At 74.2% G+C, this 22,348-nt stretch carries 23 protein-coding genes; 7 read left to right on the top strand and 16 right to left on the bottom strand.

Annotated features, from left to right (window positions below; all coding sequences use genetic code 11):
- Positions 1-34: 34 nt before the first annotated feature.
- The 7 genes from cofC to L332_RS25165 form a co-directional block, all read right to left on the bottom strand.
- On the bottom strand, positions 35-640 hold the full coding sequence (gene cofC, locus L332_RS25195; protein WP_021011084.1) for a 2-phospho-L-lactate guanylyltransferase: 606 nt from the start codon (positions 638-640) through the stop codon (positions 35-37).
- Positions 641-688: 48 nt separating this feature from the next.
- Positions 689-2,938 carry a transglutaminase-like domain-containing protein gene (locus L332_RS25190; protein ID WP_144061076.1) on the bottom strand — a complete coding sequence of 750 codons (2,250 nt, stop codon included), beginning with the start codon at positions 2,936-2,938 and terminating at the stop codon, positions 689-691.
- Between the two features lie 41 nt (positions 2,939-2,979).
- Positions 2,980-4,092: a DUF58 domain-containing protein gene (locus L332_RS25185; RefSeq protein ID WP_021011082.1), complete on the bottom strand. Its 1,113-nt coding sequence runs from the start codon at positions 4,090-4,092 to the stop codon at positions 2,980-2,982.
- Complete coding sequence (locus L332_RS25180; protein WP_021011081.1) at positions 4,092-5,072, bottom strand: AAA family ATPase; 981 nt, start codon at positions 5,070-5,072, stop codon at positions 4,092-4,094. The genes L332_RS25185 and L332_RS25180 overlap by 1 nt, the downstream gene beginning before the upstream one ends.
- A complete protein-coding gene (cofE, locus tag L332_RS25175; protein WP_021011080.1) occupies positions 5,062-5,856 on the bottom strand; it encodes a coenzyme F420-0:L-glutamate ligase in 795 nt (264 codons plus the stop codon). Before cofE ends, L332_RS25180 begins: the two co-directional genes overlap by 11 nt.
- Positions 5,853-6,335 carry a pantetheine-phosphate adenylyltransferase gene (coaD, locus tag L332_RS25170; RefSeq protein ID WP_021011079.1) on the bottom strand — a complete coding sequence of 161 codons (483 nt, stop codon included), beginning with the start codon at positions 6,333-6,335 and terminating at the stop codon, positions 5,853-5,855. Before coaD ends, cofE begins: the two co-directional genes overlap by 4 nt.
- A 134-nt stretch (positions 6,336-6,469) precedes the next feature.
- Positions 6,470-8,665, bottom strand: a complete 2,196-nt coding sequence (locus L332_RS25165) for an ATP-dependent DNA helicase RecG (RefSeq protein ID WP_021011078.1) — start codon at positions 8,663-8,665, stop codon at positions 6,470-6,472.
- A 72-nt stretch (positions 8,666-8,737) separates the two neighbouring features.
- Between L332_RS25165 and rsmD the strand changes: the two genes are divergently transcribed.
- Positions 8,738-9,310 carry a 16S rRNA (guanine(966)-N(2))-methyltransferase RsmD gene (rsmD, locus tag L332_RS25160; RefSeq protein WP_021011077.1) on the top strand — a complete coding sequence of 191 codons (573 nt, stop codon included), beginning with the start codon at positions 8,738-8,740 and terminating at the stop codon, positions 9,308-9,310.
- A 15-nt stretch (positions 9,311-9,325) separates the two neighbouring features.
- Here rsmD and thiL read toward each other — a convergent pair whose 3' ends face one another.
- On the bottom strand, positions 9,326-10,318 hold the full coding sequence (gene thiL / locus L332_RS25155) for a thiamine-phosphate kinase (RefSeq protein WP_021011076.1): 993 nt from the start codon (positions 10,316-10,318) through the stop codon (positions 9,326-9,328).
- Positions 10,319-10,472: 154 nt separating this feature from the next.
- Here thiL and L332_RS25150 point away from each other — a divergent pair, with 154 nt between their 5' ends.
- Together L332_RS25150 and L332_RS25145 are read left to right on the top strand one after the other, a co-directional pair.
- Positions 10,473-10,931, top strand: a complete 459-nt coding sequence (locus L332_RS25150; protein ID WP_021011075.1) for a DUF3515 family protein — start codon at positions 10,473-10,475, stop codon at positions 10,929-10,931.
- Positions 10,932-10,950: 19 nt separating this feature from the next.
- Entirely contained in the window at positions 10,951-11,280 is a 330-nt protein-coding gene (locus tag L332_RS25145; RefSeq protein ID WP_021011074.1) for a hypothetical protein, read from the top strand.
- Here the strand turns inward: L332_RS25145 and L332_RS30385 are convergent.
- Positions 11,277-11,636 carry an SseB family protein gene (locus L332_RS30385; protein WP_021011073.1) on the bottom strand — a complete coding sequence of 120 codons (360 nt, stop codon included), beginning with the start codon at positions 11,634-11,636 and terminating at the stop codon, positions 11,277-11,279. The two genes, L332_RS25145 and L332_RS30385, sit on opposite strands and share 4 nt — an antisense overlap.
- A 75-nt stretch (positions 11,637-11,711) precedes the next feature.
- On the opposite strand from L332_RS30385, the gene L332_RS25135 reads away from it, so the two are divergent.
- The 4 genes from L332_RS25135 (at position 11,712) to L332_RS25120 (ending at position 15,944) form a co-directional block, all read left to right on the top strand.
- Positions 11,712-12,350, top strand: a complete 639-nt coding sequence (locus L332_RS25135; RefSeq protein WP_021011072.1) for a 3'-5' exonuclease — start codon at positions 11,712-11,714, stop codon at positions 12,348-12,350.
- A gap of 379 nt (positions 12,351-12,729) precedes the next feature.
- Positions 12,730-14,016: a quaternary amine ABC transporter ATP-binding protein gene (locus tag L332_RS25130; protein ID WP_052588726.1), complete on the top strand. Its 1,287-nt coding sequence runs from the start codon at positions 12,730-12,732 to the stop codon at positions 14,014-14,016.
- A complete protein-coding gene (locus L332_RS25125) occupies positions 14,006-14,962 on the top strand; it encodes an ABC transporter permease (RefSeq protein WP_021065069.1) in 957 nt (318 codons plus the stop codon). Before L332_RS25130 ends, L332_RS25125 begins: the two co-directional genes overlap by 11 nt.
- 64 nt (positions 14,963-15,026) lie before the next feature.
- On the top strand, positions 15,027-15,944 hold the full coding sequence (locus L332_RS25120) for a glycine betaine ABC transporter substrate-binding protein (protein ID WP_021065068.1): 918 nt from the start codon (positions 15,027-15,029) through the stop codon (positions 15,942-15,944).
- A gap of 80 nt (positions 15,945-16,024) precedes the next feature.
- Here the strand turns inward: L332_RS25120 and L332_RS25115 are convergent, their stop codons facing one another.
- The 7 genes from L332_RS25115 to L332_RS25090 are packed head-to-tail and all read right to left on the bottom strand — an operon-like array spanning position 16,025 to position 22,347.
- Positions 16,025-17,077, bottom strand: a complete 1,053-nt coding sequence (locus L332_RS25115) for an alpha/beta fold hydrolase (protein ID WP_021011070.1) — start codon at positions 17,075-17,077, stop codon at positions 16,025-16,027.
- Positions 17,074-17,703 (bottom strand): CoA transferase subunit B, encoded by a 630-nt coding sequence (locus L332_RS25110; protein WP_021011069.1) that lies wholly within the window; start codon positions 17,701-17,703, stop codon positions 17,074-17,076. The genes L332_RS25115 and L332_RS25110 overlap by 4 nt, the downstream gene beginning before the upstream one ends.
- Positions 17,704-17,722: 19 nt before the next feature.
- A complete protein-coding gene (locus tag L332_RS25105; RefSeq protein WP_021011068.1) occupies positions 17,723-18,493 on the bottom strand; it encodes a CoA transferase subunit A in 771 nt (256 codons plus the stop codon).
- A complete protein-coding gene (locus L332_RS25100; RefSeq protein WP_021011067.1) occupies positions 18,493-19,434 on the bottom strand; it encodes an alpha/beta hydrolase in 942 nt (313 codons plus the stop codon). Before L332_RS25100 ends, L332_RS25105 begins: the two co-directional genes overlap by 1 nt.
- Entirely contained in the window at positions 19,431-20,177 is a 747-nt protein-coding gene (locus L332_RS25095) for a 3-hydroxybutyrate dehydrogenase (RefSeq protein WP_021011066.1), read from the bottom strand. Before L332_RS25095 ends, L332_RS25100 begins: the two co-directional genes overlap by 4 nt.
- On the bottom strand, positions 20,174-20,839 hold the full coding sequence (locus L332_RS0115465; RefSeq protein ID WP_021011065.1) for a TetR/AcrR family transcriptional regulator: 666 nt from the start codon (positions 20,837-20,839) through the stop codon (positions 20,174-20,176). Before L332_RS0115465 ends, L332_RS25095 begins: the two co-directional genes overlap by 4 nt.
- A complete protein-coding gene (locus L332_RS25090) occupies positions 20,836-22,347 on the bottom strand; it encodes a class I adenylate-forming enzyme family protein (RefSeq protein ID WP_021011064.1) in 1,512 nt (503 codons plus the stop codon). The genes L332_RS0115465 and L332_RS25090 overlap by 4 nt, the downstream gene beginning before the upstream one ends.
- Between the last annotated feature and the right edge of the window lies 1 nt (position 22,348).

The raw sequence follows: 22,348 nt of genomic DNA, 5'->3' as shown, positions 1-22,348 counted from the left end.
GCTCCGCCCGATCGAGCTCGCCGGCAGCTGCCGGTCAAGCCGACAGCGAGGCCTGCGCGAGCACCGCGCGCGTGTGCGGGCCGACGCCGGCGTCCATGGCGGTGTGCAGGTCGGCGAGCTCGTCGACGTCGAGGCGCAGGCCCGTGCCGGGCGCGATCGGCAGCTCGACGTGGCCCGCCTGCCGGTGCCGCTCGGCCGAGCCCGGCCCGAATCGCGGCCGCAGCGCATCCGCCCGCGTGGCCGTGAGCATGGTCGTGCCGACCGCGATCGCGTCGGGCACGAAGGCGCGGTGCTCCCGCTCGGCGAGTGCGAGCGCGGCGTCGAGCTCGGCGGGCGTGAGCGCCGGCAGATCGCCGAGCAGCACCGCCGCGGGCGCCGCGGGGTCGATCGTCGCGAGGCCGGCGTCGATCGCGGCGAGCAGCCCGCCGCTCGGGTCGTCGACGACGCGCACGGCCTCGAGGCCCTCGGTGACCGCGGGGTCGCACGTCACGACGATCACCTGATCGGCGGATGCGCTCCGGCACGCGGCCGTGATGGCGTCGCGGGCGAACGCGACCGCGAGCGCCGCGCGCGCGTCGCCCGCCGCGAGGCGCGACTTGCCGATCGAGCCCTTCACGGGGATGACGATCGACCACTGCACGAGGCCAAGCCTACGTCGAGCGCGATGCGCCGCCGCTCGCAGCGGGCCTCACTCGTCGATCGGCGGGACGACGCGCACGAGGCTCGGCGGCAGCGCCGTCGACAGCACCCGCCGCCACAGCGGCTGCGAGCGCCCGAGGGCACGCGCCACGAGCCGCACGTCGGCGTCGACGGCGCCTCGCTCGCGCGGACCGGCGTCGAAGACCGCCCGCTCGGCCGCGAGCCGCACGCGGTCGGCGGCGCTGCGCGCCTGGGGGTCGTCGGCGAGCCGCGCGCCGATCGCCGCCTGCACCTCGCCGGGCGTCGCGGATGCCGGCAGCCGCGTGCCCGCGTCGGCGAGCGCGGCGCGCAGCTCGTGCCAGCCGCCCGGGGCCCCCCGCCGCAGCCGCACGGCGCGCTGCCCGCGCCGCACGAGCCACGGGAGCGCGAGCAGCAGCACGAGTCCCGCGCCGATGAGCCAGGGCCGCAGTGCAGCCCAGTCGATCGCGGTCGCCCCGGGCTCGGCGACGCCGGGCGACGAGGGCGTCGGCGAGGCGGTCGGCGCGGTCGTCGGCGCGGCGCTCTGCGTCGCGCTCGGCGTCGGCGTCGGCGCCGCCGACTCGGTCGGCGTGGGCGTCGGCTCCTGCGTCTGCTCGTCGCCCTCTGGACTCGCCTGGCCCGTGCCCGCGCCCGGCGTCGTCTCGACGCGCACCCAACCGGCGCCGTCGACCCACGCCTCCGCCCACGCGTGCATGTGGTTGGTCGTGACCGATCGCCCGCCGGCGATCTCGTCGCCCGGCAGGAAGCCGACGACGACGCGAGCGGGCACGCCCGCGCCGCGCAGCAGCGCGCCCGTCGCGCTCGCGTAGTGCACGCAGTAGCCGCTGCGGGTCTCGAGGAAGCCCTCGAGCGCCTCCCAGCCGTCGCCCGAGGCGCCAGCGAAGCCGGGCAGGTCGAGCTGCTCGGAGTAGTCCCACACGCCGGTCGTCATGTAGGCGTGCACGGCGCGCACGCGGTCGGCCGCGCCCATCCCCTCGGTCACGAGCGAGCTCCCGAGCTCGCGGATGCCCTGCGCCCGCTCGGGCAGCAGGAGCAGCTCCTCGTGCCCCGTCGACGAATCGCCGACGAGGCTCGCGAGGTCGGGCGAGCGCGTGCCGGAGGAGGTGAACTCGAGCCCGTCGGTGTCGACGCTCCCCTCGATGCGCAGCGCGTCGTTCGCGTCGTCCCAGTGCGCGCCCTCGGGCGCGGTCGCGCCGGCGACGCGCTCGGGCGTCGGCAGGCTCTCGGCGCGCACGGGGCTCATGCGCACGGTGAGCTGCATCGGCGCGCCGAGGTCGGCGCCCTCGACGAGCAGGTCCGGGTCGCCCGCGGTCGGCGCCACCTGGCGGAAGCCGTCCTCCCCCGCCTCGGGCAGCGTCATGAGGCGCGTGACGGTCGGCAGCCCGTCGCTCGTCGAGTAGGTGAAGACCTGCCTCGCCTCGGGCCGGCGCAGCTCGTCGCCGAGGTCGATGTCGGTCTGCAGCACGGGCGTCGGCGAGCGCAGCAGCTCCTCGAGCGTCGGCAGGTCGAGCGCGACGTCGCGAGGGCTCGGGGCGACGAGCGGCACGGCGGCCGCGAGCGCCGCGGCGACGCCGACGAGCGCGACGGGCGCGAGCCAGCCGCGCCCGATCGCGACGCGCTCGTCGATCGCGGGCGCGGCGAGCGCGAGTGCCGCGGCCGCGGCGCCGGGCAGCGCGTGCCACCACGGGATGTCGGCGCGGAAGGCGATCGGCAGCAGCAGCGGCGCGGCGGCGAGCAGCACCGCGATCGCCGGCAGCCGCATCGCGTGCCCGAGCAGGTCGACGCCGAGCGCGAGCACGACGGCGCCCGCGACGACCGCGGCCAGCACGGCACCCTCGACCTCGATCGGCGTGCGGAGCGCCCAGGCGATCGCCTGCACGCCCTCGCCGATCGCGCGCATCGAGGCGCCGGCCGACTCCGGCGTCGGGATGACGCCGAGCAGCGCCTCGTCGGGCGCGGAGGTCGCCGTGATCCAGCCGACGCCGAGGAGCGCGACGACGCCGGTCGCGACGAACGCGGGCATGATCGTGCGCGCGAGCGCCGCGGCGAGCGCCATCGTCAGCACCGCGCCGAGCGCGGGCAGCAGCCATCCGTCGCCCAGCACGGTGCCGGTCGACCACAGCCACGCGATCGGCAGCACGGCGAGCGCGGTCGTCTCGACCGGACCGGCGTGGATGCGCGCGGTGGAGCTCGAGGGCGGCGACCCTTTCGGGTCGCCGCCGCGACCCCAGCGCCGTGGCCCGTCCCGGGCCACGGTCACCCCGGAGCTGCCGGTCGATGCCCGCCCGGTGGCAGCGGCGCTCACGCGAGCTCCCGCACCGGACCGGCGCGATCGATCCAGCGGTGCACGGCGACGCGGGAGCCGGCCGAGATGCGCCTCGGCGGGTCGACCGGGCGCGCGACGAGCCACAGCGTCGTGCCGGGAGCGAGCGACCACCCCTCCGGGGCCGCCTCCTCGAGCGCGACGACGTGCGCCGCGTCGGCGTCCATCGGCCGCGGCTCGTCGGCGGCGTGCGCCTCGAACGAGGCGAACGCCGCGAGGGCCGAGCGGAGGTCGCGCCAGTCGGCCGCCGGCAGCGACGGCTCGCCCGTCTCCCGCACCTGCACCGCCCGGTCGCGGCCCGCGAGGGCGAGCGCGATCGAGCACGCGGCCCGCGCGAGCCGGTCCTCGGCGTCGCGGCCGCGGCCCGCGGCGCGAGCGGTGTCGACGACGACGATGTCGTCGTCGGTCGCGGGGTTCGCCTCCTGCCGCACCATGAGCTCGCCGCGCTTGGCGCTCTGCCGCCAGTGCACGCGGCGCTGCGGATCGCCCGGCCGCCACTCGCGCACCATCGCGTCGACCTCGTCGGCCGTGCGCGACTGCGCGAGCCGGCCCTCCGTGCGGTTCGAGCGCAGCTCGCTCGAGCCGACCGCGAGCACCTCGGGACCGACGACGAGGCTCGCGCGCGGGTCGATCGCGCGCGTCGTGCGCACGACGCGGAACGGGTCGAGCGTCGTCACCTCGACCGGCGCGAGCCGCCAGCGGCCCCGCGGGTGCGAGCCGAGCTCGACCGACGCCTGCGCACCCTCGCCGAGGTCGCCCTCGAGCAGCAGGAAGCGCTCGGGACCCGGCGCCCACGTCGACCAGCGCGCGCCGACCTGGCGCGCGTCGCCGACGATGCGGAGCGCCGCCGACTGCCCCTCGGCGATGACCCCGGGCACGCCGAGCCGCACGCGGCCGACCGCGCCGATCGCCCACCAGAGCCCGAGCGCGACGACGCCGAGGCACAGCGCCGCGGGCACGAGCAGCACGACCTGCCGCTCCCAGTAGGCGGCGAGCACGAGGCCGAGCCCCGCGAGCACGAGCACGAAGCCGCGAGGCGTGAGCCTCGACCTCGACCGATCCCTCGCGGCCCGGCCCACGCGCGCGGCCATCAGCGCATGACGGGCGCGACGGTGGAGGCGATCGCGTGCGCGACGACCGCGCGCGCGTCGTCGTGGCGAGCGCGCGGATCGTGCATCACGAGGTGGTGCGGCAGCACGTGCTGCGCGAGCGCCTTGACGTCGTCGGGCGAGAGCCAGTCGCGGCCGAGGAGGTGGGCGCGCGCCTTCGCCGCGCGCACGAGCTGGAGCGTCGCGCGCGGGCTCGCGCCGAGCCGCACGTCGGGGTGCTCGCGCGTCGCGCGCGCGAGCCGCACGGCGTAGCGCTCGACGAGCTCGTGCGCGCGCACCGCGTGGGCGGCGGCGATCTCGGCCGAGAACTGCTCCTCGGTCGTCACGGGTCGCACGGCGTCGAGCGGCTGCGCGGTCTCGCGGGCCTGCACCATCGCGAGCTCCGCGCCCTCGTCCGGGTAGCCGAGCTCGAGCCGCACCATGAAGCGATCGCGCTGCGCCTCCGGCAGCGCGTACGTGCCCTCCATGTCGATCGGGTTCTGCGTCGCGACGACGAGGAACGGCGTCGGCAGCCGGTGCGTGACGCCATCGACCGTCACCTGCCCCTCGGCCATGCACTCGAGCAGCGCCGCTTGGGTCTTGGGGCTCGCGCGGTTGATCTCGTCGGCGATGACGATGTTGGCGAAGACGGGGCCGGGCTGGAAGCGCAGCTCGCCGCTCGCGCGGTCGAGCACCGACATGCCGGTGATGTCGCTCGGCAGCAGGTCGGGCGTGCACTGGATGCGCCGCACCGTGCCGCCGATCGCGGCGGCGAACGCGCGCGCGAGCTGCGTCTTGCCGACGCCCGGCACGTCCTCGAGCAGCACGTGGCCCTCGGCGAGCAGCACGGTGAGCACGGTGCGGATCTCGTCGGTCTTGCCCGAGATGACGCTCTGCACGGCGCGCTGGATGCGCTCGCCGGCGGCCATCGGCAGGTCGGGCACGTGCTCGAGCACCGGCGCCTCGCGCTCCTCAGCCGTCATGCCCCGCTCCCGCCTCTGCCAGTGCGTCGATCCTGCCCGCCTCGCGCCCGAGCCGATAGGCCTCGTCGGCGCCCAGGTGGAACATGTCGCCCTCGCGCCGCACGAGGCGCGTGGCGCCGGGCTCGTCGAGCCCCGTGACGTGGCGGCCGAGGCCGCGCACGAGCACGACCGGCACGCGGTCGGCCTTCCCGGCGACGAGGTCGGCGGCGCCCGCGATCTCGTCGGCGATCGCCGGGGCGGTGACGGTGAGCGGCCGGCCGTTCGCGTCGAGCGCGCCCGCGAGCGGCTCGAGCACGCGGATGCCCGCGGCGCCGATCGCGACGTCCGTCTGCCCGACCCGCCACGCGCGACCGAGCGTGTCGCTCACGACGACGCCGACCTCGGCGCCGAAGCGCGACCGCAGCCGCTCGGCGATCGCGCGCGCCGACGCATCCGAATCCTCCGGGAGGAGCAGGATCGTGCCGTCGTCGGTGTTCGACGCGTCGACGCCCGCCGCGGCGAGCACGAGGCCCGAGCGGTGCTCGACGATGCGCGTGATGCCGCCCGGGTGCGCGCGCGAGGCGACGAGCCGCACCGACTCCTCGGTGATCGCCCGCTCGCGCTCGGCGGCGGCGCGGATGCGTCCCTCGGCCTTCGAGACGACCTTGCTCGTGACGACGACGATGTCGCCGTCCCGCGGCTCGAGCGGCCCGATCGCGTCGGCGACGAGCGCCGGCAGGTCGTCGCCGGGACGGATCTCGCCCATCCCCCGCACGGCCCGCAGCTCGAGGTCGGGCTCGCTCATCGCGACTGCAGGAAGGTGGCGACCGCCCGCGGCACGTAGGGGCTGATGTCGCCGCCGAGCTCCGAGACCTGCCGCACGAGGCTCGACGAGACGTGCGCGTTCTCGGGGTTCGGGAGCATGAAGATCGTCTCGACGCCGGCGAGGTTGCGGTTCACGATCGACATCGGCGTCTCGTACGAGAGGTCGGTCGACGAGCGGATGCCCTTCACGAGCACCTCGGCCCCCACTTGCTGGCAGTAGTCGACGAGCAGGCCCATCGACCAGTTCGCGATGCGGATCTGGCCCTCGATGCGGGCCTCCTCGATCGATCGCTCGATGAGCGCCTCGCGCTCGACGACCGGCAGGAACGCGTGCTTGTCGGGGTTGTGGGTGACGACGACGTGCACCTCGTCGAAGATCCTCGCGGCTCGCGCGACGACGTCGAGGTGACCCAGGGTGACAGGGTCGAACGAACCGGGCACGACGGCGATGCGAGGCATGCCGCCAGCCTATAAGGCGGATGCGGGCGCTGGCGCCGCGCGGAGGGCGAGGGCGCGGATGCATAGGCGCGGCATGGGCGGGACCCTTCGACGCGGTCCGCGCCTCCGGCGCGGACCGGCTCAGGGAGCGGAGGTCACGCCGTCACGAGCGCCGCTCGAGCATCGGGGTCGAGCCGCCGGTCGACCGCGAGCCGCAGGGCCGGGTTCGCGAGCAGCTTCGGATCGGCGTCGAGCACCGCGCGCGCGGCGTCGCGAGCCGCCTCGATGATGCCGACATCGCGCGCGACCCGCAGCACCTTCAGGCCGCTCCGCCCGCCGGACTGCGCGGCGCCCAGCACGTCGCCCTCGCCGCGCTGCTCGAGGTCGACCTCGGCGAGCTCGAAGCCGTCGAGCGTCGAGGCGACCGCGTCGAGCCGCTCGCGCGCCGTGCTCTCGGGGTCGACGGAGGAGACGAGCATGCACACGGCGGCGTGCTCGCCGCGGCCGACGCGGCCGCGCAGCTGGTGCAGCTGCGAGACGCCGAAGCGATCGGCTGAGAGGACGACCATCATCGTCGCGTTCGGCACGTCGACCCCGACCTCGATGACGGTCGTCGCGACGAGCACGTCGATCTCGCGGTCGCGGAACGCGCGCATGACGGCGTCCTTCTGCTCGGTCGTGTCGGCGCCGGTGAGCTGCGAGAGCTCCTTGCCGCGCAGCGCCGGATGCTTCCGCAGCCGATCGAGGGTCGTCACCACGTCGTCGACGGGAGGCAGCGGCCGCGCGCCCGCCGACGCATCCGCCTCGTCGTCGCTCCGGTCGATGCCCTCGAGCTTGCCCGGCGAGATCGCGGGGCACACGACGAACGCCTGGCGGCCCGCGTCGAGCTCCTCGCGCATGCGCTCCCAGACGCGCGCGAAGTGGCCCGGGCGCTCGACGGGGTCGACGACGAACGTCTTGATGGGGCTGCGGCCCGCCGGCAGCGAGCGGATCGTCGAGACGTCGAGGTCGCCGAACGCCGTCATCGCGATCGTGCGCGGGATCGGCGTCGCAGTGAGCACGAGCGTGTGCGGGTGGATGCCCTTCGCGCGCAGCGCCTCGCGCTGGGCGACGCCGAACCGGTGCTGCTCGTCGATGACGACGAGCGCGAGCTCGGCGAAGGTCGTCCGCTCGCTCAGCAGCGCGTGCGTGCCGACGACGATGCGCGCGGAGCCGGCCGCGATCGCGAGCGCCGCGCGCTTGCGGTCGGCGGCCGGCATCTGACCGGTGAGGAGCGTCGGCTGCAGCTCGGCGGCGAGGTCGGGCCCGAGCGAGCGCACGATCGAGCGGAGGTGCTGCACCGCGAGCACCTCGGTGGGCGCGAGGAGCGCCGCTTGGCCGCCCGACTCGGCGACCGTGAGCATCGCGCGGGTCGCGACGACGGTCTTGCCCGAGCCCACCTCGCCCTGCACGAGCCGGTGCATCGCGGTGCCGCTCGCGAGGTCGGCGGCGATCGCGTCGCCCGCCGCGCGCTGGTCATCGGTCAGCTGCCACGGCAGGCCCGCGTCGAAGCGCTCGAGCAGGGCACCCGGATGCCTCGGCTGGGTGGGGAGGGTGTCGAACCAGTCGCGGGTGGCGAGCAGGTAGGTCTGCAGCAGGAACGCCTCCTGCCACGCGAGCGAGTGGCGGGCGCGGTAGGCGTCGCGCTCGGTCTCGGGCTGGTGCGCCATGCGGAGCGCCTCGAGCAGCGACATGAGGCCGTGCTCGGCGCGCACCTCCGCCGGCACGGGGTCGCGCACGACGTCGAGCGAGTCGAGCGCCTGCGCGACCATCGCCTGGATCTTCGTCGTCGCGAGCGATTGCGTCGCCGGGTAGATCGGCACGGGCTGCTGCGCCCACCGCTCGGCGTCGACGCCCGCCTCCTCGTCGAAGAGCTCGTAGTCGGGGTGGGTCAGCTGCCGCTTGCCCTTGTAGTCGCCGACGACGCCGGAGAAGAGCGCGGTGACGCCCTGGTGCAGCTCGGCCTTCCGCCACGCCTGGTTGAAGAAGGCGAGCTCGAGCTCGCTCGAGCCATCGGTGATCGTGATGCTCGTGAGGCTCCGCGGCCGACCCCGCGCGTCGCGCTGCAGGTCGCGCGTCTCGACGCTGCGGACCTTCGCGACGACCGTGACGTGCTCGCCCGGCACGAGGCTCCGCAGCTCGGTGAGCTCGCCGCGCTTCGCGTAGCGGCGCGGCAGGTGCCACAGCAGGTCGCCGACCGTCTCGAGGCCGAACGCGCGATGCAGCTTCCCCGCTTGCGCCTTCCCGAGCAGCCGCTCGAGCGGGCGCTCGAGCCCCTCGGGGAGCGCTCCGCCGGCTGCCTTCGACACCACTCGCCCAGGGTAGGCGCTCCCGCCCACGCGCCCTGGCGCATCCGCACAGTGCTCATGCGTCAGGATGTGTCCGTGACGCGCATCATCGGAGGGCTCGCGGGCGGGCTGCGGCTGCACGTGCCGCTGCGGGGCACGCGGCCGACGTCGGAGCGCGTGCGCGAGGCGATCTTCAGCGCGCTCGACGCGCGCGGGCTGTGCGACGGCGCGAACGTGCTCGACCTCTACGCCGGCTCGGGCGCGCTCGGCCTCGAGGCCGCGAGCCGCGGCGCGGAGACCGTCGTGCTCGTCGAGCGCGATCGCGCTGCGGCGAAGGTCGCCGAGCGCAACGCCGCGGCCGTCGCGAAGGCGGGCGCGGCGCGCGCCGTCGTCGAGCCGGTGTCGGTCGCGCAGTTCCTGCAGCGCTCGGGGCGGCAGTTCGACCTCGTCTTCATCGACCCGCCCTACGACCTGCCGCCCGCCGAGATCGGCTTCGTGCTCGCGACGCTCGCGCCGCTGCTGTCGCACCCCGCGGTCGTCGTCGTCGAGCAGTCGAAGCGCTCGGGCGCCCTCGACCTGCCGGGCGACCTCGTGCTCGAGCGGGCGCGCGACTACGGCGACACGACGCTGCACTACCTCGCGACCGCGGGGACGACGGTCGACGGCTGACCCGCGCCTGCCGCCTCAGGCGCGGTAGGGGTCCCAGCCGCGCGGCTCGACCGGCGCGCCGTCGAGCGTGACGCCCTCGCCCGCCTCGACGACGCCGAGCTCGGTGAGCGGCGCGCCGGCGACCTCGGTCGGGAGGTCGATGCTCGGCGGGAGCGTCACGAGCAGCGCGTGGTCCTCGCCGCCGTGGAGCACCGCGTCGCGCGCGACGCCGAGCCGCGCCGCGAGCGCATCGACGGCGGCGCCGTCGAGCGCGATGCGGGCGGCGGATGCGCGGGCCACACGAGCGGCGTCGAGCGCGAGGCCGTCGGAGACGTCGAGCATCGCGGTGCCGCCCATCGCCGCGAGCGCGGGCCCCGCCGCGACGGGCGCGGTCGGGGCGAGGTGGATGCGCACGGTCGCATCGTCGGCGGCGAGTCGCTCGGCGGCGCCGGGCTCGAGCGTGCCGCCGGCCTCGGCGCTCGCGGCGAGCAGGCGGCCGAGCCCAGTCGCCGACATGCCGAGGGTGCCGACGGCGCAGACGCGGTCGCCCGCCCGCGCGCCCGAGCGGAGCACCGCATCCGCGCCCCGCAGGTCGCCGAACGCCGTCACTGCGATCGTGACGCGCTCGGCGGTGCCGAGGTCGCCGCCGACCACGCCGCAGCCGGGCGCCATCGCGGCGATGCCGTCGGCGAGGCCTTCGGCGAAGCGCTCGAGGTCGCGCACGAGCGTCGCGCGGGGCACCGCGAGCGCCACGACGAGCGAGGTGGGCACGGCCCCCATCGCGGCGATGTCGGCGAGGTTGGAGGCGGCGGCCTTCCAGCCGAGGTCGTGCCAGCTCGACCAGTCGAGCCGCAGGTCGGCGCCCTCGAGCATCGTGTCGGTCGTGACGACGAAGCGGCCGTCGGGCGCCCGCACGACCGCCGCGTCGTCGCCGGGGCCGACGAGCGTCGCGTCGCCCGTCGGGAGGAGCGGCAGGAACCGGCGCAGCACCTCGAGCTCGCCGACGTCGGCCAGCGTCGCGTCGTCCATGTCGGCAACGCTAGCCGGGAAGGCCGATGCGCTCCGTCCGGGACCCCTTCGACCGCGCGGGACCCGGTGCACCAGGTCCCGCTGGGTGGGAGGGGTCCCGCGGCGGCGGTGCCGCGCCGGGCAGCACTCGCAGGCCCCTCGGTAGGCTCGACGGGTGCGCCTCCTCCCCCTCGCTGCCGCTGCCGCCGCGCTCCTCGCGCTCACCGGCTGCGCTCGCGCAGTGACGCTCCCGGCCGCCGACGACGCATCCGACCCCGGGTGCGCGCGCGTCTCGGTCTCGCTCCCCGAGCAGCTCGGCGATGCGAGCCTCCCCGAGCCGCTCGAGCGCCGCGACACGACGTCGCAAGCGACGGCCGCGTGGGGCGACCCGAGCGCGGTGACGCTGCGCTGCGGCATGCCGGAGCCTGCGCCGTCGGCGAACCGCTGCATCCAGGTCGGCCCCGTCGACTGGCTCGAGGTCGCGCAGGAGGAGAACGTCTGGACGTTCGTGAGCTACGGCCGCTCCCCCGCGACCGAGGTCGTCATCGACACGAACGTCGTGAGCGCGGTGACCGCGCTCGAGGGCGTCTCGAACGCCGTCGACCGCATCGGGCGCACCGGCGAGTGCACCTGAGCGATCGGGACCGCCGCCGATGGAGTACGTGCAGATCGAGCTGCCTGTGCGCGACTGGCAGCTCGTCGACGCGTGCGTCGACAACAGCGCATCCACCGATGTGGTGGATCTCGACATCGGCTCGGTGACCACGAGCGCGTGCGTGCGCGATGCCGGCTGGCGCGCATCCGCCGCCTTCGCCGACGAGCACGACGCGCTCGGCTGGCCTCCGGCGCATCGGATGCTGGCGATCGTGCTGCAGCGCGAGCACTGGCGGTGGGTCGTCGCGCAGCTCGACCGGTGGGCGCGCTTCGAGGATGGCGCCGACCTCGAGCGCCTCCGCGCGGCGATCGAGGAGCGGCTGGCCTAGGAAGCCGCGTCGGCGTCCGCGTCGAGCACGTCGGGCAGGAACACGCGCCCGTCGTCGTGGCCGGGGTCGAGCACGATCGCGTGCCCCTCGGGGATCGCCGCGGCGAGCTCGGCGCCCGTGAGCTTCAGGTGTCGGCGCGTCTTCGTGACGAAGCCGCCGATGCGCTTCGTCGACGTGAACGCGACGACGAGCTGCAGCTCGCCGTGCGGCACGACGAGGAACCGGCCAGAGCCCGGGTCGCGCGGGTTCTCGACGACCGCGGGCACGACGAGCTCAGCCTCGCGCACGATCGCCCACGCGCCGGCGTGATCGGTCGCGTCGATGTCGCGCAGGGCGTCGAGCGTCGGGTTGGTCACGCATCCATGCTGGCAGACCGGGGCGGATGCCGTGGGTCGCCCAGCGGTGTGGGCGCCGACTGGGAGACTGGTCACATGGCGCTCGACTTCACGGCAATCGACTTCGAGACCGCCAACGGCAGCGCCGCCTCCGCGTGCGCGGTCGGCCTCGTGAAGGTGCGCGACGGGCTCATCGTCGATCGCTTCTCGACGCTCATCCGGCCGTCCTTCCCGCATGACGAGTTCTGGGAGTGGAACACGCGCATCCACGGCATCTACGCCCATCAGGTGCTCGATGCCCCCGATTGGGCCGAGGCGCAGCGGCTCATCCTCGAGTTCGGCGGCGACGACATCTACGTCGCGCACAACGCGGGCTTCGACAAGGGCGTCATGCGCGCGGCGGCGAAGGCCGCGCGGCTGCCCGTGCCCGACATGCGCTGGACCGACTCGCTGCGCATCGCCCGCAAGACGTTCGCGCTCGAGTCGTACCGGCTGCCAGTCGCGGCACTCGCCGCGGGCTTCGACGACTTCCGCCACCACGACGCCGGTGGCGACGCCGAGGCGTGCGCGGCGATCGTGATCGGCGCCGCGAAGCGCCACGAGCTCGACGACCTCGAGGCGCTCGTCAAGCGCTGCGTGTCGGCCGTGCACGAGATCGGCGAGCGGCACGAGGAGCTCGCCGAGCTCGAAGCCGCCCGGCGCGCGGCGCAGCGCGAGCGGCCGTGGTGGCAGTAGGTCGCTGAGACCTGGCTATAACGAAACCATCACGTTTCCGCGGTGAGGATCCATCGCCATCCGCGTGATTCCGCGGTTGCGGCCGATCGGCGCTCGTAGCTCTTCTTCTGACGTGGGGTAACGTCGATCTGCGGCGGCCACGGCTGGCCGCCCTTCCCATTGGACGCGACCGTCGGCTTCCCAGCTGTCGACGAGCGTATGGTGCCGCTTCGCAGACGACCTCCGTCGTCGATGGACGGCAGACGACACACCGCCGGCGCGGTGGCACCCGTCCTCGACTGAACGCCCTCGCGGCGTGGCAGGAGTGACCGTGACCGAACCGCAAGTGATCGCGCGCGCCGGGGGTGCCGATGAGACCCGTGGCGCCGACGACATCGCCGTGCGCGTCGAGCACCTCACGAAGGTGTTCGGCCGCCGCGCCCTCGAGGCCGCCGACCGCCTCGCCGCCGGCGCCTCCCGAGAGGACGTCGCCAAGCTCGGCACCGCCGCCGTCATCGACGCCTCCTTCGAGGTGCGGCGCGGCGAGATCTTCGTCGTCATGGGGCTCTCGGGCTCCGGCAAGTCGACGCTCATCCGCATGCTCAACGGGCTGCTCGACGCCACCCACGGCACCGTCGAGATCGACGGCGAGCGCGTGACCGGCGTCGACGCGAAGCGCCTGCGCGCCGTGCGCCGCTCGCAGGTCTCGATGGTGTTCCAGCACTTCGCGCTCCTGCCCCACCGCACGGTGCTCGACAACGTCGCGTACGGGCTCGAGATCCAGGGCGTCGACCGCGAGCGCCGCCTCGAGCTCGCGCGCGACGTCGTGCGCCGGGTCGGGCTCTCCGGCTGGGAGGAGCGGCTCCCGAGCGAGCTCTCCGGCGGCATGCAGCAGCGCGTCGGCATCGCCCGCGCCCTGTGCGCCGACACGCCCGTGCTGCTCATGGACGAGGCCTTCAGCGCCCTCGACCCGCTCATCCGCCGCGAGATGCAGGAGCAGCTCGTCGAGCTGCAGGCCGAGCTCGGCAAGACGATCGTCTTCATCACCCACGACCTCAACGAGGCGATGTTCCTCGGCGACCGCATCGCGGTCATGCGCGACGGCCGCATCGTGCAGATCGGCAGCCCCGAGGAGATCCTCACCGATCCCGCGAACGACTACGTCGCGCAGTTCGTGCAGGACGTCGACCGCACTCGCGTGCTCACCGCGGCGAGCGTGATGGAGCCGCCCGCCGCATCCGTGCCCGTCACCGTCGGACCGCGCGGCGCGCTGCGCGCGATGCGCGACGTGCAGAGCTCGACGCTGCTCGTCACGGGCCCCGGCCGCACCGTGCTCGGCGCCGTGCGCGACCGCGACGTGCTGCGCGCCGTGCAGCGCGGGCACCGCGAGCTGCGCCCGCTCGTCGACGCCGACGTGCACCGCGTCTCGCCCGACACGAGCCTCGCCGAGCTGCCCGAGCTCGCCGTCACGAGCGGCCTGCCGATCGCGGTCGTCGACGGCGGCGATCGCCTGCTCGGCGTCATCCCGCGCGTGATGCTGCTCGCGGCGCTCGGCAACGTGCCGACCGAGACCTCGGAGATGGCGATCGTCGACCTCCCCCCGGCGCTCGACCCCGCGCTCGTCGCGCAGACGCTCGACGACGCGACCGCTCGCTTCGACTCCCAGGAGGTCTCCGATGCTCGATGACATCCGCTTGCCGCTCGGCGACTGGGTCGAGACCGGCGTCGACTGGATCACCGACAACCTCGCCGTGCTCTTCGACGTGATCCGCACGGTCGTCGCCGGCGTCTTCGACGTCGTCGAGATGGTCTTCACCGAGCCGCCCGCGATCGTCATGATCGTCGTGCTGGCCCTGATCGCCTTCCTCGTGCGGGGGTGGCGGATGGGCGTGGGCACGGTCGTCGGGCTCGTCGTGATCGTGCTCGTCGACCAGTGGGACAACGCGATGGCGACCCTCGCGCTCACGGTCGTCGCGGCGCTGCTCGCGCTGCTGCTCGCGATCCCGCTCGGCATCTGGGCGGCGCGCTCCGACACCGTCTCGGCGATCGTCCGCCCCGTGCTCGACTTCCTGCAGACGATGCCGGCGTTCGTCTACCTCATCCCGGCGATCATCCTGTTCGGCATCGGCGTCGTGCCCGGCATCATCGCGACGATCGCGTTCGCGATGGCGCCCGGCGTGCGCTTGACCGAGCTCGGCATCCGCGGCGTCAACCGCGAGATCGTCGAGGCGGGCGCCGCCTTCGGCGCCTCCCCCGGTCGCATCCTGCGGCAGATCCAGCTGCCGCTCGCGCTGCCGACGATCATGACGGGCGTCAACCAGATCATCATGCTGTCGCTCTCGATGGTCGTCATCGCGGCGATGGTCGGCGCGGGCGGGCTCGGGCAGGACATCGTGCAGGCGCTGCAGCGCATCGACGTGGGGCTCGGCTTCGAAGCGGGCCTGTCGGTCGTGATCCTCGCGATCGTGCTCGACCGGGTGACGAACGCGCTCGGCAGCCTGCAGGCGCACAGCCCCGTCGCGAAGCTGCGCTCGCGGCGACGGATCGCAGCGCGCGCGTCGAGCGCCGCATCGCCGCACGACGTCGCCGCGGTCGCGGCCGTCGAGACGGCACCGGCCGGCAGCGGCCGCTGAGACTTCGGCGGCCGCTCAGGTGGCCGCCGACGGACGAAAGATACGGAACGAGGAAGGACACAGCATGCACAAGCGATTCATCCGCGCGACGGCCGTGGCTGCCGTCGGAGCGCTGGCCCTGGCCGGCTGCTCGTCGAGCGGCGACGAGGCGGAGGCCCCCGAGGGCGACGCCGCGTCGACGAGCGACCAGACCGACCTGACGATCGGCGTCTTCAACGGCTGGCCCGAGGGCGAGGCCGTCTCCTACCTGTGGGAGGCGATCCTCGAGGAGCAGGGCTACGACGTCGAGCTCGAGTACGCCGACGCCGGCCCCGTCTTCGCGGGCGTCGCGGGCGGCGACTACGACGTCACGCTCGACGGCTGGCTGCCGATGACGCACGCCGACTACATGACCGAGTTCGGCGACGACCTCGTCGACCTCGGCTCGTGGAACGACGACGCCGTGCTGACCCTCGCGGTCAACGAGGATGCCCCGATCACCTCGATCGAGGAGCTCGCCGACAACGCCGACGCGTTCGGCAACCGCATCGTCGGCATCGAGCCGGGCGCGGGCCTCACGGGCGCGACGCAGGACTCGGTCATCCCGACCTACGGCCTCGAGGGCATGGAGTTCGTGACCTCGTCGACGCCCGCGATGCTCGCCGAGCTGAGCGGCGCGATCGACGCCGGCGAGAACATCGTCGTGACGCTGTGGCGCCCGCACTGGGCCTACGACGAGTTCCCCATCCGCGACCTCGAGGACCCCGAGGGCACGCTCGGTGCCGCGGAGGGCATCCACTCGATCGCCCGCACGGGCTTCGAGGAGGACTTCCCGCAGCTCACCGCGTGGCTGCAGGCGTTCGAGATGGACTCGGAGCTGCTCTTCTCGCTCGAGAACGCGATGTTCAACAGCGACGCGACGCAGAGCGACTACCCCGAGGTCGTCGCGACCTGGATCAGCGAGAACCAGGAGTACGTCGACTCGCTCACCGCGACCGAGTAGTCGCTCGAGCGCGCGAGGCCCCGCATCCGAGTGACGGATGCGGGGCCTTCGTCTTGCCTGGACTTCGCCGGGGAATTGGGCTAGTCGTTCGCCTCGATGTGGCGCAGGAAGGCGTCGCGGAAGCGCTCCGGCTCCTCGATGTGCGGCGAGTGGCCCGCCGTCTCGAACACGAGCTCCTCGTAGGCACCGCCAGCGGCGGCGTACTCGTCGAGCACTCGCCGCGTCTGCGCGATCATCGGCTGCGGCGGCGCCGCCTCCTCGCCCGGCCAGCCCGGCACGACGCCGTGCTTGCCGAGCGTGTTGACGTCGAAGAACGACTCGTCCGAGACGATCGCGTCGTGCGCGCCCCGCACCCACAGGATCGCGGGCTTCCGCTCGATCGCGACGATGCCGGTGAGGTCGAGGTGCGCCGCCGACATCGTGTTGAGGATGCCGCGCGTGCCCGGCGCGAAGCCCGGCCACGACTCCGACGCGACACCGTCGCCCGGCTGGTTGTCGGGCCCCGTCTTCGTCGAGAGCATCGACTCGACCCAGAGGTCCTCGTGCTCGTCGGCGAAGCCCGGTGCGACGTAGCTCGAGCGGAAGACGCTCCGCGGGCTCGTGGGCGCCTCGTCGGTCGCGTCGCCCGCCGCGAGCCGCGCGACGAAGTCGGGGTTCGCTCCCCCGCCGCCCGTGCCCGCCGCATCCGGCGTGCAGAGCGACCCGTCGAGCCGCGTGCCGAAGCCGTGCGGCGGCACGGGCGCCATGAGCGTCACCGAGCGGATGAGGTCGGGCCGGTCGAGCATGAGCTGCATGACGACGCCGCCGCCCATCGACCAGCCGAGCAGGTGGGCGTCGGCGAGGCCGAGCGCATCCATCACCGAGGCGACGTCGTCGGCGAAGTCGCCCAGGCCCCGCGTCGCATCGACCGGCAGCGTCTCGCTGTCGCCGTAGCCGCGCAGGTCGATCGCGATCGACGGCCGCGGCAGCGCGAGCATGAGCGGCTGGAAGAACAGCGACGACGACACGTTGCCGTGGATGAGCACGACGGGTCGCTGACCCTCCGCACCATCGACCTCGCGGCGGAGCACGGATGCGGCGAGCCGCTCGGTGCGGATGCTCGACTGCTCGATCCCCGCGAGGATCGTCGTCACTCGAGGATCTCCGGCTCGGTCTTCTCGCGCAGCTCCTCGATCGTCACGCCCGGCGCGAGCTCGACGAGCCGCAGCCCCTCGGGCGTCACGTCGAGCACCGCGAGGTCGGTGATGATGCGGTCCACGACGCCCTTGCCCGTGAGCGGCAGCGAGCACGCGTGCAGGATCTTCGCCGAGCCGTCCTTCGCGGTGTGCTCCATGAGCACGATGACCTTCGCGGCGCCGTGCACGAGGTCCATCGCGCCGCCGGGACCCTTGACCATCTTGCCGGGGATCATCCAGTTGGCGATGTCGCCCGAGGCCGACACCTGCATCGCGCCGAGGATCGCGGCGTCGATCTTGCCGCCGCGGATCATCGCGAACGACGTCGCCGAGTCGAAGAACGACGTGCCCGGGAGCGTCGTCACCGTCTCCTTGCCGGCGTTGATGAGGTCGGGGTCGACCGCGTCCTCGGTCGGGTACGGGCCGACGCCCAGGATGCCGTTCTCGCTCTGCAGCACGACGGTCACGTCGTCGGGCACGTAGTTCGGCACGAGCGTCGGCAGCCCGATGCCGAGGTTGACGTACATGCCGTCCTCGAGCTCCTTCGCTGCGCGCGCGGCCATCTCGTTGCGGGTCAGTGCCATGGCTGGTCTCCTCTCGCCCTCAGTCTTCTCGGACCGTGCGTCGCTCGATGCGCTTCTCGATGTCGGTGCCGACCTCGACGATCCGGTGCACGAACACGCCCGGCAGGTGCACCGCATCCGGGTCGATCTCGCCCGGCTCGACGAGCTCCTCGACCTGCGCGATGCAGATGCGACCCGCCATCGCCGCGGGCGGCGAGAACTGGCGGGCGGCCTTGTTGAAGACGAGGTTGCCGTGCCGGTCGCCGCGCAGCGCGTGCACGAGCGAGAAGTCGGTCGTGATGGCCTCCTCGAGCACGAACTCCGTAGGCGTGCCGTCGACGTCGAACGTCGCGGTCGGCTTGGGGGCGGATGCCTTGGCGACCGTGCCGTCGGGGTTGTACAGCTGCGGCAGTCCGCCCTCCTGCACCTGCGTGCCGACGCCCGTGCGCGTGTAGAACGCGGCGATGCCCGAGCCGCCCGCGCGGAGCTTCTCGGCGAGCGTGCCCTGCGGCGTGAGCTCGAGCTCGAGCTCGCCCGTGAGGTAGCGGCGCTCGAACTCCTTGTTCTCGCCGACGTACGACGAGGTCATCTTGTCGATCTGGCCGTTGCGGAGCAGGAGCCCGAGCCCCCAGTCGTCGACGCCGCAGTTGTTCGAGACGACCTTGAGGTGCTTGACGCCCCGCTCCTCGATCGCGCGGATGAGCGCCATCGGGTTGCCGGAGAGGCCGAAGCCGCCGACCGCGAGGGTCGCCCCGTCCTGGATGTCGGCGACGGCCTCCGCCGCCGAGCCGTAGGTCTTGTCGATCGCCATCAGCGTGCCCCTTCCGTGCGGGATCCCTGCCCCGCTGCCTGCAGGCGCGCGACGACGGCCGCGACCGCGTCGACGCCCGAGCCCATCAGGATCGTGTAGTGATTGGTGTCCTCGACGTCGTCGACCTCGAGTCCGGGCAGCCGCGACCGCCATGTCGCGAGCCACTCGTCATCGTAGAGGCCCGGCGACTCGTCGAACAGGCCGCGCGGGCTCCGCAGGAGCGCGATCGGCAGCTCGAGCGCCTCGAGCGCCTCGGTGTAGCCGCCGCGGCCGTCGAGCTCGACGAGGTTCGCGACGACCGCGTCGGGGTTCGCCGAGGGGCGCAGCGCGAAGCCCTCCGACTCCTCCCGCGCGTCGGGCACGAGGTCGTAGTCGACGTACTCCTCGATCGCCGGGCTCCAGTAGGGCCCGAAGGCCGGGTGCTGGCGCCAGAAGTCACGGTAGGCGGCGGTGTCGGGGAACGTCATGCGCAGCCGCTCGATCGCCGGCCCGAGCACGTCCTCGGGGCTCAGGTCGGAGCCCTCGGGTGCGGGCCGCAGCGGCAGGCCGCCGTCGACGAGCACGAGCGAGGCGACGAGCTCGGGGTGCGCGCTCGCGAGCCGGGTCGCGACGTAGGCGCCCATCGAGTGGCCGACGACGATCGCTCGCCCGAAGCCCGCGGCGCGCATCGCCGCGGCGACGTCCTCGGCGTGCTGCACCATGCTGAACGGCGCGGGCAGCGCGCGCGAGCCGCCGCGGCCGCGCAGGTCGACGGCGAGCACGGGGGCGCCCAGGCGCTCGGCGAGCGGCGAGAACGAGCGGTGGTTCGCCGTGATCCCGTGGATCGCGACGACGGGCGTGCCCGGCGCATCCGCCCGCCACACGGTCGCGGCGAGCTCGCCGCCGTCGACGGCGACGCGCAGCGGCTGCTCCGCCGAGGTGGGTGGGGTCGCGGTGGTCATCGGGCGCTCCAGCCGCCGTCCATGACGTACGAGGTGCCCGTGACCATGCCCGCGTGCGGGCCGGCGAGCCAGGTCGCGAGCGAGGCGACCTCCTCGGGCTCGACGAGCCGCTTGACGGCCGCCTCGGTGAGCATGACCTGCTCGAGCACGTCGGACTCGGGGATGCCGTGCGTCTTCGCCTGGTCGGCGATCTGCGCCTCGACGAGCGCGGTGCGCACGTAGCCGGGGTTGATGCAGTTCGAGGTGACGCCGTGCGGCGCGCCCTCGAGCGCCGTGACCTTCGAGAGCCCCTCGAGGCCGTGCTTCGCGGCGACGTAGGCGGACTTGAAGGCGGATGCGCGGAGGCCGTGCACGCTCGAGAGGTTGAGGATGCGGCCGAAGCCCCGCTCGTACATGCCGGGAAGCGCCGCGCGGATGAGCAGGAAGGGCGCCTCGAGCATGAGGGTGTGGATGCGGCGCCACATCTCGGGCTCGTAGCTCTCGATCGGGGCGACGCGCTGGATGCCCGCGTTGTTGACGAGGATGTCGGCCTCGAGCGAGAGCGACTCGAGCGAGCCGACGTCGAGCAGGTCGACCTCCCACGACTCGCCGCCGAGCTCGCTCGCGAGCGCCGCGGCGGCGGCCGCGTCGCGGTCGGCGATGACCACGTGCGCGCCCTCCGCGGCGAACGAGCGGGCGATCGCGGCGCCGATGCCCGCGGCGCCGCCCGTGATGACGGCCCTGCGGCCGGAGAGCGTGCTCATGAGTCCTCCTGGGTTCGAGCCGCGGGAGCGGCAGCGGTCAACTCCGACGGGGCGGTGCCGAGCGCGCGCTGCACGAACGCCACCATCTCGTCGAACACATCGTCGGGCACGGGCGTCGCGCCGGTGCCGTACGGGCCGTCGTCGCCCGTCGGCCACAGCACGTAGCGCATCCCGATCATCTCGCCGACGCCCATGAGCGCCCACGCCGCGACCTCGGGGTCGACGTCGCCGATCTCACCGGCGGCGCGAGCGCGCTCGAGGCCCTCGCGGTAGCCCTCGACGATGCGCTCGTAGTGCGCGCGCATCGCGCCGGGCGAGACGAACTCCGCCTCGCGCACGACGCGGTAGAGCGCGGGGTGCTCGGCGGTGAAGGCGAAGAACTCGCGGAAGCCCTCGCGCTCGGCCTCGGCGCGGTTCGAGCCGCGCGCGGCGCCGTCGCTCATCGCCTTCCGCACGCGCCGGTTGAGGTCGTCGACGAGCTGCTCGAAGAGGTCGAGCTTCGACTCGAAGTAGAGGTAGAACGTGCCCTGGGCGACGCTCGCGCGCTCGGTGATGCGGGCGATCGACGCCGCCTGGTAGCCCTGCTCGGCGAAGACGCCCTCTGCGGCCGCGAGCAGCTTCGCCTTCGTCTGCTCGCCGCGCTTCGTCCTCGGCTGGTTCACGACGCCGCTCCCTGCTGCTCGAGCGACGCGGTGAGCGCGCGGCGGAGCGGCTTGCCCGTGCTCGTGCGCGGGATCGCGTCGACGACCACGAAGCGCTTCGGGTGCTTGAAGTCGGCGATGCGGCCGTCGAGGTGCCGACGCAGCTCGGCCTCGGTCGCCTCACCCTCGAGCACGAGCCACGCGACGACCTCCTCGCCCCAGCGCTCGCTCGGCACGCCCGCGACCGCCGCCTCGGCGACCGCGGGGTGCTCGAGCAGCGCGAGCTCGACCTCGATCGGCGCGATCGACTCGGCGCCCGAGCGCACGATGTCCTTCATGCGGTCGACGACGCGGATGCGGCCGGCCGCGTCGCGCTCGACGAGGTCGCCCGTGCGCAGCCACGATCCGAAGCGCGCCTCGGCGGTCGCCTCGGGGTCGCGGAAGTAGCCCTGGAAGAGCGCCGGCCCGCGCACGAGCAGCTCGCCCCGCCCGGGCGCGGTCTGCACGCGGCCGTCGACGAGCAGCGCGACGTCGACGTGCGGGTAGGGGCGCCCGGCGGTGCCGTCGTCGCTCTCGTCGCGCGCGAGCGACACGTTCGGCGCCGCCTCGGTGAGGCCGTAGCCCTGCCGCACCGGCACGCCCTGCCGCCGCAGCAGCTCGGTCGCGCGCGGATCGAGCATGCCCCCGCCGACGATCGCGGTCGTGAGGCTCGAGAGGTCGCGGGCGAGGAAGTCGGGGTGCTGCACGAGCGCGCGGTAGGTCGTCGGCACACCCATCGTCGCGGTCACGCGGTGCCGCTCGATGAGCGCGAGCGCGCGGCCCGCGTCGAAGGTGCGCTCGAGCACGACGCGCGCGCCGACCCACCACGCGAGCAGCGGCTGGATGTTCCAGCCCGCGACGTGGTGCTGCGGCAGCACCTGCAGCACGACGTCGTCGGGCGTCATGGGCGTCGCGCGCGAGAGCGACAGGTTGCTCCACGCACAGCTCGCGTGGCTCAGCACGACCGCCTTCGGGGCGCTCGTCGTGCCGGAGGTGAAGAGCATGAGGAGGCCGTCGTCGTCGACCGGGGCTCCGTGCCCGAGGTGCACCGACGCATCCGGCACCGCCGTCTCGATCCCTGCGGCGCCGAGGGCCGTCGTGGGGATGCGGTGCCCGGCGAGGCGGTCGAGCGCGGCCTCGGCGACGGGCCGGTGGTCGTCCTCGACGAGCAGGAGCGAGGGGTCGGCGATGCGCAGCTGCTCGGCGAGCTCGCCCGCCGTGAGCCGCCACGAGAGCGGCACGAGCATCGCGCCGGCCTTCGCGCACGCGAAGAGCAGCACGACCTGGTCGGCGGTCGAGCCCGTCACCGTCGCGATGCGCGCGCCGCGTCCGTGCCCGGCCTCGCCGAGCGCGTGCGCGAGCGCGGTCGCGCGCGCCTCGAGCTCGCCGTAGGAGACCGCGACGCCGCGGTCGACGATCGCCGGCCGGGCCGGGTCGATCGCGGCGCGGTCGGTGGTCCAGCGGCCGAGCGTCAGCGCATCGGGTGCCATC

Source organism: Agrococcus pavilionensis RW1, from assembly GCF_000400485.1.
GTDB lineage: Bacteria > Actinomycetota > Actinomycetes > Actinomycetales > Microbacteriaceae > Agrococcus > Agrococcus pavilionensis.
The sequence above is the reverse complement of the archived record's forward strand: the minus strand, read 5'-3'. Positions and strand labels throughout refer to the sequence as shown.

Excerpts from the sequence above, each read along its gene's own strand:
- L332_RS25185 (WP_021011082.1), bottom strand. The coding sequence starts at position 4,092 with ATGGCCGCGCGCGTGGGCCGGGCCGCGAGGGATCGGTCGAGGTCGAGG.
- L332_RS25180 (WP_021011081.1), bottom strand. The coding sequence starts at position 5,072 with ATGACGGCTGAGGAGCGCGAGGCGCCGGTGCTCGAGCACGTGCCCGAC.
- cofE (WP_021011080.1), bottom strand. The coding sequence starts at position 5,856 with ATGAGCGAGCCCGACCTCGAGCTGCGGGCCGTGCGGGGGATGGGCGAG.
- coaD (WP_021011079.1), bottom strand. The coding sequence starts at position 6,335 with ATGCCTCGCATCGCCGTCGTGCCCGGTTCGTTCGACCCTGTCACCCTG.
- thiL (WP_021011076.1), bottom strand. The coding sequence starts at position 10,318 with ATGGACGACGCGACGCTGGCCGACGTCGGCGAGCTCGAGGTGCTGCGC.
- L332_RS25145 (WP_021011074.1), top strand. The coding sequence starts at position 10,951 with ATGGAGTACGTGCAGATCGAGCTGCCTGTGCGCGACTGGCAGCTCGTC.
- L332_RS25135 (WP_021011072.1), top strand. The coding sequence starts at position 11,712 with ATGGCGCTCGACTTCACGGCAATCGACTTCGAGACCGCCAACGGCAGC.
- L332_RS25125 (WP_021065069.1), top strand. The coding sequence starts at position 14,006 with ATGCTCGATGACATCCGCTTGCCGCTCGGCGACTGGGTCGAGACCGGC.
- L332_RS25120 (WP_021065068.1), top strand. The coding sequence starts at position 15,027 with ATGCACAAGCGATTCATCCGCGCGACGGCCGTGGCTGCCGTCGGAGCG.
- L332_RS25110 (WP_021011069.1), bottom strand. The coding sequence starts at position 17,703 with ATGGCACTGACCCGCAACGAGATGGCCGCGCGCGCAGCGAAGGAGCTC.
- L332_RS25105 (WP_021011068.1), bottom strand. The coding sequence starts at position 18,493 with ATGGCGATCGACAAGACCTACGGCTCGGCGGCGGAGGCCGTCGCCGAC.
- L332_RS25100 (WP_021011067.1), bottom strand. The coding sequence starts at position 19,434 with ATGACCACCGCGACCCCACCCACCTCGGCGGAGCAGCCGCTGCGCGTC.
- L332_RS25095 (WP_021011066.1), bottom strand. The coding sequence starts at position 20,177 with ATGAGCACGCTCTCCGGCCGCAGGGCCGTCATCACGGGCGGCGCCGCG.
- L332_RS25090 (WP_021011064.1), bottom strand. The coding sequence starts at position 22,347 with ATGGCACCCGATGCGCTGACGCTCGGCCGCTGGACCACCGACCGCGCC.